Annotated in this window: 12 protein-coding genes; 7 read left to right on the top strand and 5 right to left on the bottom strand. The window is 59.9% G+C overall.

Features of this window, described 5'->3' with window-relative positions; all coding sequences use genetic code 11:
* Window position 1: 1 nt before the first annotated feature.
* The gene (locus DWX25_RS02920) at window positions 2-1,105 is read right to left on the bottom strand and encodes a glycosyltransferase (RefSeq protein ID WP_117794644.1); all 1,104 of its coding nucleotides are present in this window, start codon (window positions 1,103-1,105) and stop codon (window positions 2-4) included.
* Between the two features lie 112 nt (window positions 1,106-1,217).
* Here DWX25_RS02920 and DWX25_RS02915 point away from each other — a divergent pair, with 112 nt between their 5' ends.
* Window positions 1,218-2,348, top strand: coding sequence for an acyltransferase (locus DWX25_RS02915; protein WP_117798771.1), 1,131 nt, complete (start codon window positions 1,218-1,220; stop codon window positions 2,346-2,348).
* A 170-nt stretch (window positions 2,349-2,518) separates the two neighbouring features.
* Entirely contained in the window at window positions 2,519-3,538 is a 1,020-nt protein-coding gene (locus tag DWX25_RS02910; RefSeq protein ID WP_117798769.1) for a glycosyltransferase, read from the top strand.
* 24 nt (window positions 3,539-3,562) lie between these two features.
* On the opposite strand, the gene DWX25_RS02905 is transcribed toward DWX25_RS02910, so the two are convergent.
* The 3 genes from DWX25_RS02905 to DWX25_RS02895 all read right to left on the bottom strand — a co-directional run bounded on the left by DWX25_RS02905 (window position 3,563) and on the right by DWX25_RS02895 (window position 7,912).
* Window positions 3,563-5,359: an AAA family ATPase gene (locus tag DWX25_RS02905; protein ID WP_117794641.1), complete on the bottom strand. Its 1,797-nt coding sequence runs from the start codon at window positions 5,357-5,359 to the stop codon at window positions 3,563-3,565.
* Window positions 5,360-5,562: 203 nt separating this feature from the next.
* Window positions 5,563-7,341 carry a hypothetical protein gene (locus DWX25_RS02900; RefSeq protein WP_117798767.1) on the bottom strand — a complete coding sequence of 593 codons (1,779 nt, stop codon included), beginning with the start codon at window positions 7,339-7,341 and terminating at the stop codon, window positions 5,563-5,565.
* A gap of 139 nt (window positions 7,342-7,480) precedes the next feature.
* Window positions 7,481-7,912 carry an Rrf2 family transcriptional regulator gene (locus DWX25_RS02895; RefSeq protein WP_117798765.1) on the bottom strand — a complete coding sequence of 144 codons (432 nt, stop codon included), beginning with the start codon at window positions 7,910-7,912 and terminating at the stop codon, window positions 7,481-7,483.
* A gap of 224 nt (window positions 7,913-8,136) precedes the next feature.
* On the opposite strand from DWX25_RS02895, the gene sufC reads away from it, so the two are divergent.
* The 5 genes from sufC to sufU are packed head-to-tail and all read left to right on the top strand — an operon-like array spanning window position 8,137 to window position 13,382.
* Window positions 8,137-8,937, top strand: a complete 801-nt coding sequence (sufC, locus tag DWX25_RS02890) for a Fe-S cluster assembly ATPase SufC (RefSeq protein WP_006235561.1) — start codon at window positions 8,137-8,139, stop codon at window positions 8,935-8,937.
* Window positions 8,938-8,949: 12 nt separating this feature from the next.
* Window positions 8,950-10,362 carry a Fe-S cluster assembly protein SufB gene (gene sufB / locus DWX25_RS02885; protein WP_117794639.1) on the top strand — a complete coding sequence of 471 codons (1,413 nt, stop codon included), beginning with the start codon at window positions 8,950-8,952 and terminating at the stop codon, window positions 10,360-10,362.
* Window positions 10,362-11,633 (top strand): SufD family Fe-S cluster assembly protein, encoded by a 1,272-nt coding sequence (locus tag DWX25_RS02880; RefSeq protein ID WP_117798763.1) that lies wholly within the window; start codon window positions 10,362-10,364, stop codon window positions 11,631-11,633. The genes sufB and DWX25_RS02880 overlap by 1 nt, the downstream gene beginning before the upstream one ends.
* Window positions 11,630-12,955: an aminotransferase class V-fold PLP-dependent enzyme gene (locus DWX25_RS02875; protein WP_199412300.1), complete on the top strand. Its 1,326-nt coding sequence runs from the start codon at window positions 11,630-11,632 to the stop codon at window positions 12,953-12,955. Before DWX25_RS02880 ends, DWX25_RS02875 begins: the two co-directional genes overlap by 4 nt.
* The gene (gene sufU, locus DWX25_RS02870; protein ID WP_117736728.1) at window positions 12,948-13,382 is read left to right on the top strand and encodes a Fe-S cluster assembly sulfur transfer protein SufU; all 435 of its coding nucleotides are present in this window, start codon (window positions 12,948-12,950) and stop codon (window positions 13,380-13,382) included. The genes DWX25_RS02875 and sufU overlap by 8 nt, the downstream gene beginning before the upstream one ends.
* Before the next feature lie 65 nt (window positions 13,383-13,447).
* Here the strand turns inward: sufU and DWX25_RS02865 are convergent, their stop codons facing one another.
* Window positions 13,448-14,248, bottom strand: coding sequence for a transposase (locus DWX25_RS02865; RefSeq protein ID WP_117763091.1), 801 nt, complete (start codon window positions 14,246-14,248; stop codon window positions 13,448-13,450).
* Window positions 14,249-14,496 lie beyond the last annotated feature (248 nt).

Raw genomic sequence — 14,496 nt, 5'->3', positions numbered from 1 at the left:
CCTACCCCCTCAGCGATTCGATGAGGAAAGCAGCAACCACGCCTGGGCCTCCAACCGAGGCGTAATACTTAGCACGCCCCAAGGCACCATCCGTCGCAAAACTCGGATGCTCGTCAACCCAGCCCTCAGGATCTTTGAGGATGGCAGCGAGATTTGCGCGCTTCCACGGCTTGAGGTCGTCAAGCGAAAAGTCCCCGGCGTCCAAGGCCGCTTGGAACTCCTTGGCCATCTGAACCAGGAACTCCTTATAGAACTTAGGCGCCAGGCGCACGTAGTTCCACATGTACGAATCGTACTTAATGAGCTGATTGAACTTGAGCATGCGCGCGACGTCATCACTTGCGTGGTCGCGGGCATAATCCTCTCGAATCCAACGCTCAATCTCGGCATACTCGGTATTGACGCAAAAGACCTTAGCCGAAGAATTGACCGAGGAATTCTCGTTGTCCTGGCGATAAGACAACACGGCATCATGAAGGTAAACAGCCTTATCGGCGCACGCGATCACCTTAAAGGCGAATGACGTGTCCTGAAAGGATGCCCCCGGAGTCGGCAGGAACTTAATGCCGTTGCGGTCAAGAAAATCGCGACGGTACACGGCCGACCAAATCGACGGCTTTTGCTTAAAGAACTGCGTCGTATCGCTCGGGTGCACTGGCTTGCCGCAGTCCTTGGCTTTAAACATCTCGTGCAGCGAACGGCGCTCCTCGGGCTTAGACCAGTAGAAATCAAAGTTCGCCTTCGCAAAGTCGGCATTATTGCTATCGGCGGCCGAAACAAGCTTTTCGAGTGCGTCGGGCGCCATAAAGTCATCGGACTCCAAGATGCCAACGTACTTGCCACGCGCCATCTCCAGGCCGTGGTTCATCGAGTCGCCGTAGCCGCTGTTGGCCTTGTCGATCATCTTGACGCGCCCATCGCGCTCCATATACTCGCGGATAATCGCCGGCGAGTTGTCGGTCGACCCGTCGTTAATGCAGATGATCTCAATATCCTTGAGCGTCTGCGCCAGGGCGGAATCGAGACACTCGCGCAGGTAGCGCTGAACATTGTAAATGGGAATAAGCAGCGACAGAACAGGGCTGCCAGAGGCGTTAGTAGACAAATGTGCTCCTTAGGAAATACCTGTCGTTTCATGGTATCAAAGGGTCAGCGCGCCAGCGGGCGTTTATATAATCTATGGAGCTCGCAGAGGCAAACCGATACGAAAGGACGTCATGCAGCCCAAAGCCGCACGCAACATATCCATCGAAGCGCTGCGCTTGGTCGCGGTCGCCGGGATTGCGATATTCCACACGTTTCAGTGGACCTTCCAAGCGACCTGCGTCGGCGCCGTGGAATATGCGCCGCTCGCCGCCTTCCCCTACTCGGGACTGCTGGGATTCATCAACCTGCTCGGCTGCTGGGCCAACGAAGTCTTCTTTATGATCTCGGGCTATTTTCTCATCGCTTCGGCCGCGCGCGCTTGGGACGATGGAGCAACATGGAAGTCGCAAATGCAACGGACGGCGCAGCGCCTTGGCAAGGTCATCTTGCCCACTGTGTTTTATTGCCTCGTGGCACTCGCGTGGTCCACGGTCGCCTCCCCCATTCCCGATGTTACCCTCAACACGCACTACTGGTACACGCTAGGCCTTGAGTTTATCTGGGTCTATGCCGCCACGGTCTTCATGGCGCCATGGTTTGGACTGGCCAAGAGTCGACTCTCCCAGAAGAGCTACACGACGACGGTCATCGCCGTTAGCATCCTCGCATTCGTTGCTAACGGGTATTTGGCCGCCATGAGTGCGACAAGCGCCGGCGAGTTTTCTTGGCTCCAAAAGCTCATGAGCGCTACCACGTACGTAGTCGCGTTTTTGATCGGCGGACTGCTCCGCGACGTTACCGATGTCATGGATTCGGACAGGGTGGGCGCCTTGGGCATGCGCTCGCTCGTAACGGTTTTGGTGCTCACCATCATCCTGGAAGGAGCACTCTCCTTCACCGACAACCTCACGGCGATGACAATCCTCTCCTACAAATCGACCTCGCTGATCTCGTTTGCCCTCGCTGCCGCCTCCCTGCTCTTTGCGGCTACCCGACGCAGTGCCTCAGGCAATTCGCGGACTGCAGGTGCCATCGTCACCTTATCGACCGCCACGCTCGGTTTCTATGTGATGCAGTCGCTCACCAGTAGCCTGTGGCGTCCCGTCTTCAATACGTTGCTCGCAAACATACTGGTCAGCCAAAACAGCCCGGCAGTTATATGTATCGTCACGGGTACCGTCATTAGCATCGTCTTTGCCCTGACACTTCTCACCATCGACGCAGCTAGAAGCCTTATCGCTCGCAAGCTCAAGCGGCAATAGACACGCTGCCGTCAGACGCTAAAGCCGCTACAGCCGTGGCAGGTTCCTGCGTTTTATTCAAAGCTTGCCGTCAAGGTGCGCCGAGCCTTTACAATAAGACAGTCCCAAGGACGTATTCGATAGCTTCCGCGCAGCGATCGCCAGCCGCGCGTGAAAGGATATATTGCCCCATGCCTTCAACCCTTCCCGCCCCCATCGACAAGCTCGCCATCGTCGTCGTTACGTACAAGCGCCAGGAACTCCTGGCCAACTTGTTCGACTCCATGACCGAGCTCACGGCAACGCCCTGGCGCATCGTGATTGTCGATAACGAGAATTCGCGCGAGACCGAGGCCATGTGCGCCGCATTCAACGAGCGCCTGGCCAACCTGTGGGGCATCGACACCGAGCAGCCTGACGCGCAGGGCGGCACCGACCGTGTCATCTACGCCCCGCAGCTCGAAAACGGCGGCGGTGCGGGCGGCTTCTCCGCCGGCACTAAATGCGCCTACGACCTGGGCGCTCAATGGTTCTGGGTGATGGACGACGACGTGCTCGTCATCCCCGAAGGCATCGAGCGTCTTGCCAAGTGGACCGACCGCTACGACGTCATCCAGGGTTCGCGCCTGGACTTTGACGGCGGCGCCTTCTTTTGGCAATACCAACTCATCCTTTCGCTCGGCATTCCCAACCCTGTCTCCAAGTGGGACCTGGGACCCGAGGGCTACCGCGCCATGAACCAGCTATGCTTTGAGGGCGGCATGTTCTCGCGCCGCGTGGTCGACAAGATCGGCCTGCCCGATGCGCGATTCTTCATCTACGGCGACGATGCCTGCTATGGTTACGTGGCCAGCCAGCACTTCCCCGCCGCCGTTGTGGCCGACGTGGTGCTCAAGCGCGCCCGCGCCGTCTCTAACTGGGATATCGCCGGCAAGCGCCAGCTCAACTCTACGAGCGACACCAACCGCTACTACATCATGCGCAACCGAGGCTTCCTCGCTCGCTATATGCAGATCTACGGTGACTACCACCCCATGCTGTTCCGCCTGGGCAATGCCGCGACCTTCTGCAAGGAATTCATTCGCCTGGCTGCGGTCGATAAGTGCTATAAGACCGGTATTCCGGCGCTGCGCCGTGGCATGAAAGACGCCCGCAAGATCATCAAGGATCCCAACTGGAAGCCCATGCCACCCATGAAGGACACCGAGTAACGGAAGCCGGAAACACCTCAGCGCTTAAAGCCGCTGGTACACCGTAGCCACATGCTGTCCATCAAACCCAAACCCCCAGCGCATGCGGCCAACGCCGGGTCGCGGCACACGGATTTCGTCGATGCCGTCGCGCTCTATGTCGAGCAGCGCCTGCACGGCCAGCAATTCCAGGCCCAGCGCATCCACACCGGGGTCATACATCATGTTGATCGTTATCAGCGGACGTTCATCGAGCATACCGATCGTATCGGCTATGTCGAACGCGGCGCCCGTAGGAAAAACCTGGATGTCCCAGCGATCCGCGCCACACTTTCGCCTCGAAGCAGGATTGGCATAGCCCGGCAATCCAAAGCAGAGTCCTTGCAAGAGTAGGTGATATGGCAGCGGTGTATCTGGGTCGGTCGCACCGATTCCCGCATCTCCCAAGATGCGGCTTAGCGCCCGCCTCACGGTATCCTCGTTCCCATGGCACAGCCCGTCGCGAAACGCATCGACGTCTCGAATGTCTTCTGCAGCGCACTCAAACCACTCAATAATCACTAGACGCAAGGCCTGGCGAAGCTCGTTATTGGGCAATCGCAAAGCACGGAAGCGATCGCCATGCTCTGGCTCCTCAGTCATATCCGTCGTGAGAAAACCGGACAGATACAGCGCTGTCCACATGCCATCGTCAGGCGAGACATCTGGCTCTGCAGTGCCCAAACAAAGCGGGGCCTCAGCGCACCCATGGGCCTCGAGCAAATCAAACAAGACCGAAAGGCGGTCGAGATTCCACCCGGCAACTACCCTACTCAGGCAATCGGCATATCCATACAGATCGGCACGCACAGGCGCCGTGCAGCCTCGGCCCAGAAAACCGATCACACGCTCTGGACTCGAGCAATAGGCCCTGCCAAACCGATACCCCTCGAGCCATTCACGCGCATCATTCAGGTATTCCTCGCGCCCAGCATGATTCAAAAGAGCCTCGACCTCGGCATCCGAAAAACCGAACCAACGGTCACACCACGCCGACAGCGGCGTCGTCAGACAATACGAGCAGCCGCGCGAAGAAAGCGCCGCTTCGGCAGGACCGGGACACTCCCCCATCAGACACGTCAGCCGCAACGAATCGCGCGCAGTGGCAATGGCGTCAAACAGCGCACGGTCAAGTAGTTCTGCCGGATCGGCGTCGGAAGCGTCCCTCGCGCTCGCACGGCGAGACCACGCCGCATCGTACCCATCAACGAGCAATACAACCTGCTCATCGCAGGCAATCTCCAGCAGCTCTATGAGCACACCGAGCACCGAGCCAACCTCGTCCGCGCTCGCCACGCCACGCGCGACACGTTCGATGTGACGCACCTTATCTCGAGCTAAATCCGGAGCCTCCAAGAGCGCCAACAAGCGAGCGCACTCGCCCGAAAGGGCATCGCGCACGACGCCGGCAACAGCGGGGCCACGCCTCCCAGCGCCAGAAAAGTCCAGCGATATCACCGGATAGCAAGCATACTCATCCCGATAGCGCCCGCCGTTCGCATCCCAAATCTGAGCATCGGCAAACAAACGCTGACCAGAGCGACCGACCGCTGGACGCTCCAGAAAAGCCCTGAGCATCGACAAGTTCATGCTCTTGCCAAAACCCTCGGGTCGACAGCACACCACAACGGACGCGTCGCAGTCCAACACATCGGCAATAAACATGGTCTTGTCAACCAGCATGCAACGACCAATGGCATCGGCAAAATCATGCACACCGACCGGCAAAACCGCATCATCGACATGGTTGACAAGCCGTACGCCAAAAGTATCGTCACTGTTGCAATACTCCTGTTCAGACACCGTAACTTCTCCCTAAAACGCAGCACGAAGCCCATTGTAGCGAGCAGTTCAAGTGCAACGCTGGATCCGTGCAAAGGCATCGGGCAACGGTAGGAACAAAGGCCTTGAGGGGGCATAACAAATCGTTGTGCAACAAAATGGGGCCCGATGCAACTGCACCGGCCCCCATTGCGAATCTTTAGTTGTCGGGCAACCGAAAGGGACTACTCCTCGGAGTCGTTCTGCCCAGAAGCCCTCTTCTGCTGATCGAGCTTATGCTTACCACTTACGATAGACGTAGCGCCCAGCGTGGCCAAGCTCGCACTGGCAAGGCTCGCCATCACAATCAGATCGCCTGTCTTGGGCATGTTTCCGCCCGAGGACTTGGTTGTGGTGGTCGTGGTGGTTGTAGTGGTCACCGTCTTGGAGTCATTTTGCTCTTGGACTTGGTTGTCAGCACCGCTCTTGTCGTCGTCTTCGGGCTGTTTCTTTTCGCCCTCGGTCTTGCTCTCGTCCTTCTTCTGACCGGACTTGTCGCCCTTCTCATCAGAGCTAGAACCCTTATCAGATTCGGTCTTCTCGGAAGCCTCGTCCTTGGAGTCGCCCTTTGCGGCCTCGGTCTTTTCCGTGGAAACCTGATCAGAGTTGTCCTTGTTCTGGGTCGAGCCGTTATTGACACCAGCCATCAGCGAAGAGCCCAGCGTAGAACCAAGCTGCACGGAGAAAGAAGGCTTCTTGTCCGGCGAAGCAACGGGAGTGTCCGGCGCCTTATTCGAGTCGTCCTTGGAAGCATCGGAATCAGGGGTTGCGGCAGAGCCAGAGCCGTTGTTAGAGCCGGTGTCAGCGGACGAATCACTCGAGCCGGTGGATGAGTCAGAGGTGTCAGCGTCGGTCGAACCAGAAGCGTCGCTGTCCGTATTGCCGGCAGAGCTTGAAGACGAATCGCCCGCAGCAGAGCCGTTCGAATCGGAGCCGTTCGAGGTAGAGCCGTCGTCGGTAGTACCACCAGCAGAACCATCACCGTCAGTATCGGTCGAGGGCGCGTCCATCCTGTCATCGTTGGCATCGTCACTCGAGTCGTCATTCGAATCAGGTGTCGGCGAGGGCGCCGGCGTAGGCTCGGGCTGCACGGGCGTCGCAGCGGCAGCCTCGTCCTCAGCGATATAAACCAAGCAGTCCTTCAGCTCATTCTTATAACGATTCTTCCAGCCCTCATGATACTGGGGCTGGCTCGAATACTTGGTGGCGACATTGTTGACCACGCTGTTGGAAAGCGCCGTCACAAACTCGCGATCGGTCATACTGTTAGAAAGGTTTGCCCAGCGGAAGAAGTCCCTGCAACCACCGGTGCCGCACATGTTGGTGATACTCCACACCATGCCCTTAACGCAATCGGCGCGGCCCGAAACATCAATGCCCAAGCCGCTCTTGAGCCACGCCTCGGTCACCGCATAGTACGAGTTGTACGCATAGGCATCTTGAAGTGCTGAGAACTCAACAGGATCGGTGTTGTACGCACCTTGGAAGGCATCTTGCGCGATATGGCCCAGCTCGGTGAGCTGGCCGTTCTCGTACATGGCATTGCTCGCGTTGGAAATCTCGCTGCCGCGATCAATCGCATCCTTGAGCATGCTGTATTTTTCGGGGCTGTAGTTGTAGACCTGCTTCATAAACGGAATGAGCGACCAACGACGGTCGAACTGGTAATAGCCCAGCGCGTTGTAGCCGTCACCATACGAAAAGCCCTGGTTATAGTTGCCGTGGCTCTCGTACTTGGTAAAGTACTTCATCTCGGCGGTCACGTTGACAAACGAAACGCCCTGAACCGACCTCAGCACGCCCGAGAAGGACTGCTGGGTGTAAAGGCCCTTATCGATATCGGTGGCATCCGAGGCAACGCCCGGCGTGGGCTCCTCGGCAGCGGCGGGTGCCGGCGCGGAAACGGCGCCAAACGAAAGCGCCAGCGTCAGGCCCGCGACAATAGCAGAATGCTTAGGCTGCATAAGATCCTCCCTGCATTGGTGTAGTTAAAGTGCGGTTTGCAAAGATAGAGTTAAGTATTGCAGCTCACCCGTTGTTGCACAACAACCCCTCGGTAAACGGCAACAACCCTCCGCAAAATCTTAAGGAATTGCGTACAACCTACAGCTTAATGTCGAAGTTAATTTCTGGAACGGCAGCCAAGTCGGCCAACGTTACGCCGTCGACGTACTTTTCGATCACGTCGTCCAGACCGCGCCAGAACTTGACGGTCGAGCACAAATCGCTGCGGGTGCAGCTGTTGTCGATACCGTCGCACGCCACGGGCGCCGTGCTGCCCTCGACAGCGCGCAGGATGTCGCCAGCACGCACCTCGGCCGGGTCCTTAGCCATCATGTAGCCACCGCCTTTGCCGCGCACACTCTTAAGCAGACCAGCCTTCAAAAGCGGACGAACCAGCTGTTCCAGATACTTCTGCGAAATGCGCTCGCGGTCGGCGACCTCGCGCAGAGCAATCTTGCCCTCGGCGTCACCGAGCGCCGCGATATAGATCATCAGCCGGAGGGCATAGCGGCCCTTGGAAGAAATGAGCATACCTACCCTCCCATCGCATCTGGGACAACATAACCAGGTTTGTTTGTCCCAAATCTTAATTAAGTGGGACAAACACAACAGGTTATTTTGTCCCAGAATTTGAAAAGTCGAGTGGATTAGTCGGGTTTTCCCTTGACTAAAGCCGAACCCATAGTAACTTTATTCCGAGAAGATTCCTAGGGTTTAGTACACCTATGAGTACACCATATACAGAGAGGGACAGCATGAGCGCAAATCCGCTGCTTTCCATCGAAGGTCTGACCGCCTCCGTGGACGAGAAGACCATCCTCCACAACGTCAACCTCAACGTCGCCGCCGGCGAGACCCACGTGCTGATGGGACCCAACGGCGCCGGCAAGTCCACCCTCGGCCACCTGGTCATGGGCGACCCCGTCTACACGGTCAACGACGGCCGCATCGTCTTTGACGGCCAGGACATCACCGAGCTCACCACCGACAAGCGTTCGCGCGCCGGCCTGTTCCTGAGCTTCCAGGCCCCGGTCGAGATTCCGGGCGTGCCACTGTCGAGCTTTTTGCGCGCCAGCATCGCCGGCCGCCCCGGCCTGGAGATGAAGGGTAAGGAGTTCCGCCGCCGCGTGAAGGAGCTCGCGGCCGAGCTCAACATGGATACCGCCTATCTCAACCGCGAGCTGGGCGTGGGCTTCTCGGGCGGCGAGAAGAAGAAGGTCGAGATGCTCCAGCTTCTGCTGCTGCAGCCCAAGCTCGCCATCCTGGACGAGACCGACTCGGGCTTGGACGTCGACGCGCTTTCCACCGTCAGCCACGGCATGGACGCCTACCGCAAGAGCTGTGACGGCTCCATGCTCATCATTACGCACAACACGCGCATCCTGGAGCACCTGGATGTCGACCGCGTCCACGTTATGGTCAAGGGCCACATCGTGCGCGAGGACGACGCCTCGCTCATCCCCTGGATCGACAAGAACGGCTTTGAAACCTTCGAGCGCGAGGCCGCCGAGCAGCGCGCCCAGGCCGAGGCCGCCGCTGCCGAGCAGCAGGCGTAAAGGGGCGACGCAATGACCAAGAACCGCACCGAGGTCGCGGACATTGACCGCAGCCTCTACGACTTCACCTATGGCGAGGAGGGATTCGAGCGCCTCGACGCCGGCATCACGCCCGACATCGTGCGCGAGATCAGCGCCAAGAAGGACGAGCCGCAGTGGATGCTCGACCTGCGCTTAAAGTCCCTCGAGATCTTCAACCGCTTCCCCAACCCGACATGGGGCCCCTCCATCGAGGGCCTGGACATGGACAACATCGTCACCTACGTCAAGCCCAACACCGATCAAAAGCACGACTGGGAGTCGGTGCCCGACGACATCAAGAACACCTTTGAGCGCCTGGGCATCCCCGAGGCCGAGCGCAGCTATCTGGCGGGCGTCGGCGCGCAGTACGACTCCGAGCTGGTCTACCACAACATGCAGGACACGGCGTCCAAGATGGGCATCGTCTACTCCGGCATCGAGGAGGCCCTGCACGATCCGCAGTGGGAGCCGCTCATCCACGAGAAGTTCATGACGCTCATCCCGCCCACCGACCACAAGTTTGCGGCCCTGCACGGCGCCGTGTGGTCGGGCGGCTCGTTTGTCTACGTGCCCAAGGGCACCAAGCTCGACTTTCCGCTGCAGAGCTACTTCCGCCTCAACGCCAAGGGCGCCGGCCAGTTTGAGCACACGCTCATCATCGTCGAGGACGACGCCGACCTGCACTTCATTGAGGGTTGCTCCGCGCCCAAGTACAACGTGGCCAACCTCCACGCCGGCGCCGTCGAGCTCTTTGTGGGCAAGCGTGCGCACCTGCGCTACTCGACCATCGAGAACTGGTCCAAGAATATGTACAACCTCAACACCAAGCGTGCGCGCGTGGACGAGGACGGCGACATCGAGTGGATCAGCGGCTCTTTCGGCAGCCACGTGGGCTACCTCTACCCCATGAGCGTGCTCAACGGCCGCCGCGCCCGCTCGAGCTTTACCGGCATCACCTTTGCCGGCGCCGGGCAGAACCTCGACACCGGCTGCAAGGTCGTGCTCAACGCCCCCGAGACCTCGGCGACCGTCGAGACCAAGGGCATCTCCAAGAGTGGCGGCATCCAGACGTTCCGCAGCTCTATTGTGGCGACACCCAAGGCCGAGGGTTCCAAGGCAACCGTGAGCTGCCAGTCGCTGATGCTCGACGACCAGAGCCGCTCCGACACTATTCCGGCCATGGACATCCGCGCCAAGAACGTCGACATCGGCCACGAGGCCACCATCGGCCGCATCGGCGACGACAAGGTGTTCTACCTGATGAGCCGCGGTATCTCGGAGGAAGAGGCCCGCACCATGATCGTCAACGGCTTTGCCAACCCGGTCTCCAAGGAGCTGCCGCTTGAGTACGCCGTCGAGATGAACAACCTGATCAAGCTCGAGATGGAAGGAGCGATCGGATAATGAAACAGACCACCAACACCGCTGCTACCACGCTCGAGCAGGTAAACGCGATGCCCGCAGCAACCTGGGGCTGGTTGAAAATGAACCAGACCAAGCTCGAGCTCTCTGACGAGCTTGCCGCCGCTCCCACCGAGGCCGTTGAGGTCGAGGGCTTGGACGAGCAGTTTACTGGCGTGGCAGACGCGTTCGAAGCCGCCATGGACGCCATGGCCGTGCGCTTCCCCGAGCGCCGCGCCTCCGCCCCCGGTGATGCCGCCGACCGCGCCCGCATTACGCCCGAAACCGAGCTCGATGTGCCCGCCACCTCCGTCTACCAGGCCGGTGCCATTAAGCTGGAGGAGGATCTCTCCCCCGCTGAGGCCTTCGAAACCGGCATGGGCGAGGCTGCCTACGCCTACTTGGCCGAGCACGCTACCAAGCGCATCGTCATCGATGCGCCCGCATATAAGCACGCGACGGTTACCGTGCGTGTGAGCGGTGTCGATACCGCCGCGGCCATCGCCGCCATCGACGTCGTCGCCCGTCCCCAGTCGACGCTCGACCTGCAGATCGCCCTGGACTCCCCCGTTGCCGGCGAGGGCGTCGTGGGTTCCGTGCTACGCGTGTGCGCCCACGAGTACGCCACCGTCAACGTGGCCTGCACGCAGACGCTCGACGATAGCTGGATCGCGCTCGACGACACCGGCCTGTTCCTGGACGAGGGCGCTCGCGTCAACGTGCAACACACCGTCTTGGGTGCTGGCGCCAGCGCCACCGGCCTTGCCGGCGACCTGCTGGGCGATACCGCCAAGGTCACCATCGATACCGATTACCTGGGCGCCCGCGATCAGGTGCGCGACTTTAACTACGAGCTGCGCCACCGCGGTCGCAAGACCGAGTGCCAGATCGACGCCAACGGCGTGCTGACCGGCACGTCCAAGAAGGTCTACCGCGGCACCATCGACCTCGTCCACGGCTGCAAGGGTGCAACCGGCGCCGAGCGCGAAACGGTGCTTTTGGCCAACAAGGGCGTCGACAACAAGACCGTTCCCGTCATCCTCTGCGACGAGGACGACGTCGCCGGCAACCACGGCGCCACCATCGGCCATGTCCGCGACGAGCAGTTGTTCTACCTCGTCTGTCGCGGCCTCGACCAAAACGCCGCCGAGGACCTGTTCATCCGCGCCAAGCTGGAGGACGCCGCGCTTTCCGCCACCGACGAGCGCGCCCGCGCCGCCGTCGTCCGCTTGGGCAACAACCTGATCGACAACTTTGAGGAGGAGCTCGCATGATCGACACCGAGCACGTTAAATGCGATACCTGTACTGCCCCCGAGCCCATGGAGCTCGACGCCAGCGACGAGGCTTCGCGCGACTGGCCCACTGTGGACATCGAGACCAACCCCTACAAGGGCCAGTTCCCGCTGTTCCAGCAGCACCCCGAGATCGCCTTCCTCGATAGCGCCGCCACCGCGCAGCGCCCTGCCTGCGTGCTCGACGCCGAGCGCGACTTCTATCAGCGCATGAACGCCAACCCCCTGCGCGGACTGTACTCGCTGTCCGTCGATGCCACCGACGCCATCGCGAAGGTCCGCCAGCAGATCGCCGACCTCATCGGCGCCGCCCAGGCCAACGAGGTCGTCTTCACCCGCAACACGAGCGAGTCGCTCAACCTGGTCGCCAAGAGCTTTGCGCCCACGGTCCTCGAACCGGGCGACGAGGTCGTCATCACCATCATGGAGCACCACTCCAACCTGATTCCGTGGCAGCAGGTCTGCCGCGAGACCGGCTCCAAGCTCGTCTACCTCTACCCCACCAAGACCGGCCAGCTCACCACCGAGGAGGTTCTTGCCAAGGTGGGTCCCAAGACCAAGATCCTGGCCGTGGGTCAGGTCTCTAACGTGCTGGGCGTCGAGAACCCGGTCAAGAACCTCGGCAAGCTCGTGCACAAATACGGCGGCTATCTGGTTGTCGACGGCGCGCAGTCGCTGCCGCACATGCCGGTCGATGTGGCCGACCTGGGCGCCGATTTCTTTGCCTTTAGCGCGCACAAGGCCATGGGCCCCATGGGCATCGGCGTGCTGTGGGGCAAGATGGACCTGCTCAACGCCATGCCGCCCATGCTCACCGGCGGCGAGATGATCGATTCGGTCACCGAGCAGGACGCCGTCTGGGCGCCCGTCCCCGAGAAGTTCGAGGCAGGTACGCAGGACGCCGCCGGCATCTTCGCCACAGGCGCGGCGCTTGATTACCTGGTCAACACGGTAGGCTACGAAAACATCCGGGCACGCGAGCAGGCACTCGTGCACTACCTGATGGGCGAGCTCATGCAGCTCGACTTTGTCCAGATCATCGGATCCATCTATTGGGACAACCATCACGGCGTCGTGAGCTTTAACGTCCGCGGCATCCACCCGCACGACGTCGCGAGCATCATGGACATGGACGGCGTCTGCATCCGCGCCGGTCACCACTGCGCGCAGCCGCTGCTCACCTGGCTGGGCGTCGAGAACCTCGCCTGCTGCCGCGCCAGCGTGGCCTTCTACAACGACAAGGCCGACATCGACAAGTTCATCGCCGGTCTGCATCACGTTTGGAGCACGTTCAATGGGTAATCTGTACACCTCCACCACATTTATGGAGCACAACTCGCACCCCGACTATAAGTACGAGATGGATGCCCCCACGCACGAGCACGACGGCATCAACCCCAGCTGCGGAGACGAGCTCACCTTGCAGCTGCGCGTCGAGAACGACGTGATCGAGGAGGCCTCGTTTACCGGTCACGGCTGCGCCATCAGTCAGGCCAGCGCCGACATCATGGCCGACCTCATCACCGGCGAGACCGTTGAGGAAGCTCGCCGCCTGGCAGAGCTCTTCCTCGCCATGATTCGCGGCGAGCAGCTCTCCGAGGAGGACCTGGAAGACCTGGACGAGGCCGCCCAGCTCCAGGACATCTCGCACATGCCTGCCCGCGTCAAATGTGCCGAGCTCGCCTGGCGCACCCTCGACGGCATGCTCACGGGACAAAATAATCAGTAGTATTTGTCCCAAATCTTAAGAATTATGTTGGCCGAATCGCTTGACAAGAGCGGTTCGGCCATTATCTATTCCGAGCCCTCAGCTTGAGCCTTCACCCGCGCATAAGCGCGCACGATACGAGAGACGGTACTCTTGCTGATTCCCGTATAGCGTTCAATCTCGCGCACCGTGTAGCCGCCATCGTGCAGGACGAAAATGATTCCGTCTCGACGTGACGGTGCTACGGTCTTGAGTTCGTTGAGCGGCACGCCCAGGCGCTTCGCCATCTTGTCGGCAAACGCACGCCGCTCCCACTCCGTCTCATCCATATCGTGAATCACCGGATCGGAACCATCGGGCGTCGACAGAGAATAATCAAGAAACCCCTTGGCAGACTCAAAGAGCTCGAGCACACAAGAAGGGTCGGAAAATCCTCTCGTCATATCGTTGTCATACGCTCGCAGATACTCGGCAAAGCTGCTCCACGGATAGCGCTCGATCAGGGCGATACCCGCCTCCTGCGGATTAGCATGAACATAGCGAATCGCGGCCATTAGATGACGGTCGGTATCGAGCGAGCGCCGGTCAAAACGGTTCTGGAACAGATGGCCCGTTCGCCCCGTGCGTTTATTGAACCGCCGCGCGTACGTCAAAAGCAGCCGGTGCATCGCCGCGCTCATCGCGTCCTCGTAATCTGCAAGCACAAGATGCACGTGATTGCCCATAAGGCACCAGGCGATAACCGTCACGCCCGCCTCGCGGCAGCAGTCGCGCATCAGTTCCAAAAACTCCCACCGGTCTTCGTCGCCCTCAAAGATGAGCTGCTTGCCCGTACCGCGGGCACAGACATGGTAAAAGCCGGTAACCGTTCTCCAAACGCGCTGCATGGCGCTCCCTTCGCCGGGATCTGATTGCCATCCAATACAGCACGATTGAAGCGTGCCATCAAAACATTCACGCAAAACAATTCACTCGCGCGGCCAAAGGCAGTAAACAGGCGGCGAACGGCACCGTTGCAACAGGTCAACCCCTGCAACGCTTACAAGAGCTGACCAAAAGCTTGCCCAAGACGAACCCCCTCTACAAAAGTTCACGACCACAGAATATAGAGTTAAACCGTTTCAATTAAAACTTC

Source organism: Collinsella sp. AF18-8LB (genome assembly GCF_003459795.1).
Classification (GTDB): Bacteria; Actinomycetota; Coriobacteriia; order Coriobacteriales; family Coriobacteriaceae; genus Collinsella.
The sequence above is the reverse complement of the archived record's forward strand: the minus strand, read 5'-3'. Positions and strand labels throughout refer to the sequence as shown.

Bases quoted from the DNA above. Each gene is read 5' to 3' on its own strand.
- DWX25_RS02880 (WP_117798763.1), top strand. From the start codon at position 10,362: ATGAAACAGACCACCAACACCGCTGCTACCACGCTCGAGCAGGTAAAC.
- DWX25_RS02875 (WP_199412300.1), top strand. From the start codon at position 11,630: ATGATCGACACCGAGCACGTTAAATGCGATACCTGTACTGCCCCCGAG.
- sufU (WP_117736728.1), top strand. From the start codon at position 12,948: ATGGGTAATCTGTACACCTCCACCACATTTATGGAGCACAACTCGCAC.
- DWX25_RS02915 (WP_117798771.1), top strand. From the start codon at position 1,218: ATGCAGCCCAAAGCCGCACGCAACATATCCATCGAAGCGCTGCGCTTG.
- DWX25_RS02910 (WP_117798769.1), top strand. From the start codon at position 2,519: ATGCCTTCAACCCTTCCCGCCCCCATCGACAAGCTCGCCATCGTCGTC.
- DWX25_RS02895 (WP_117798765.1), bottom strand. From the start codon at position 7,912: ATGCTCATTTCTTCCAAGGGCCGCTATGCCCTCCGGCTGATGATCTAT.
- DWX25_RS02865 (WP_117763091.1), bottom strand. From the start codon at position 14,248: ATGCAGCGCGTTTGGAGAACGGTTACCGGCTTTTACCATGTCTGTGCC.
- DWX25_RS02900 (WP_117798767.1), bottom strand. From the start codon at position 7,341: ATGCAGCCTAAGCATTCTGCTATTGTCGCGGGCCTGACGCTGGCGCTT.
- sufC (WP_006235561.1), top strand. From the start codon at position 8,137: ATGAGCGCAAATCCGCTGCTTTCCATCGAAGGTCTGACCGCCTCCGTG.
- sufB (WP_117794639.1), top strand. From the start codon at position 8,950: ATGACCAAGAACCGCACCGAGGTCGCGGACATTGACCGCAGCCTCTAC.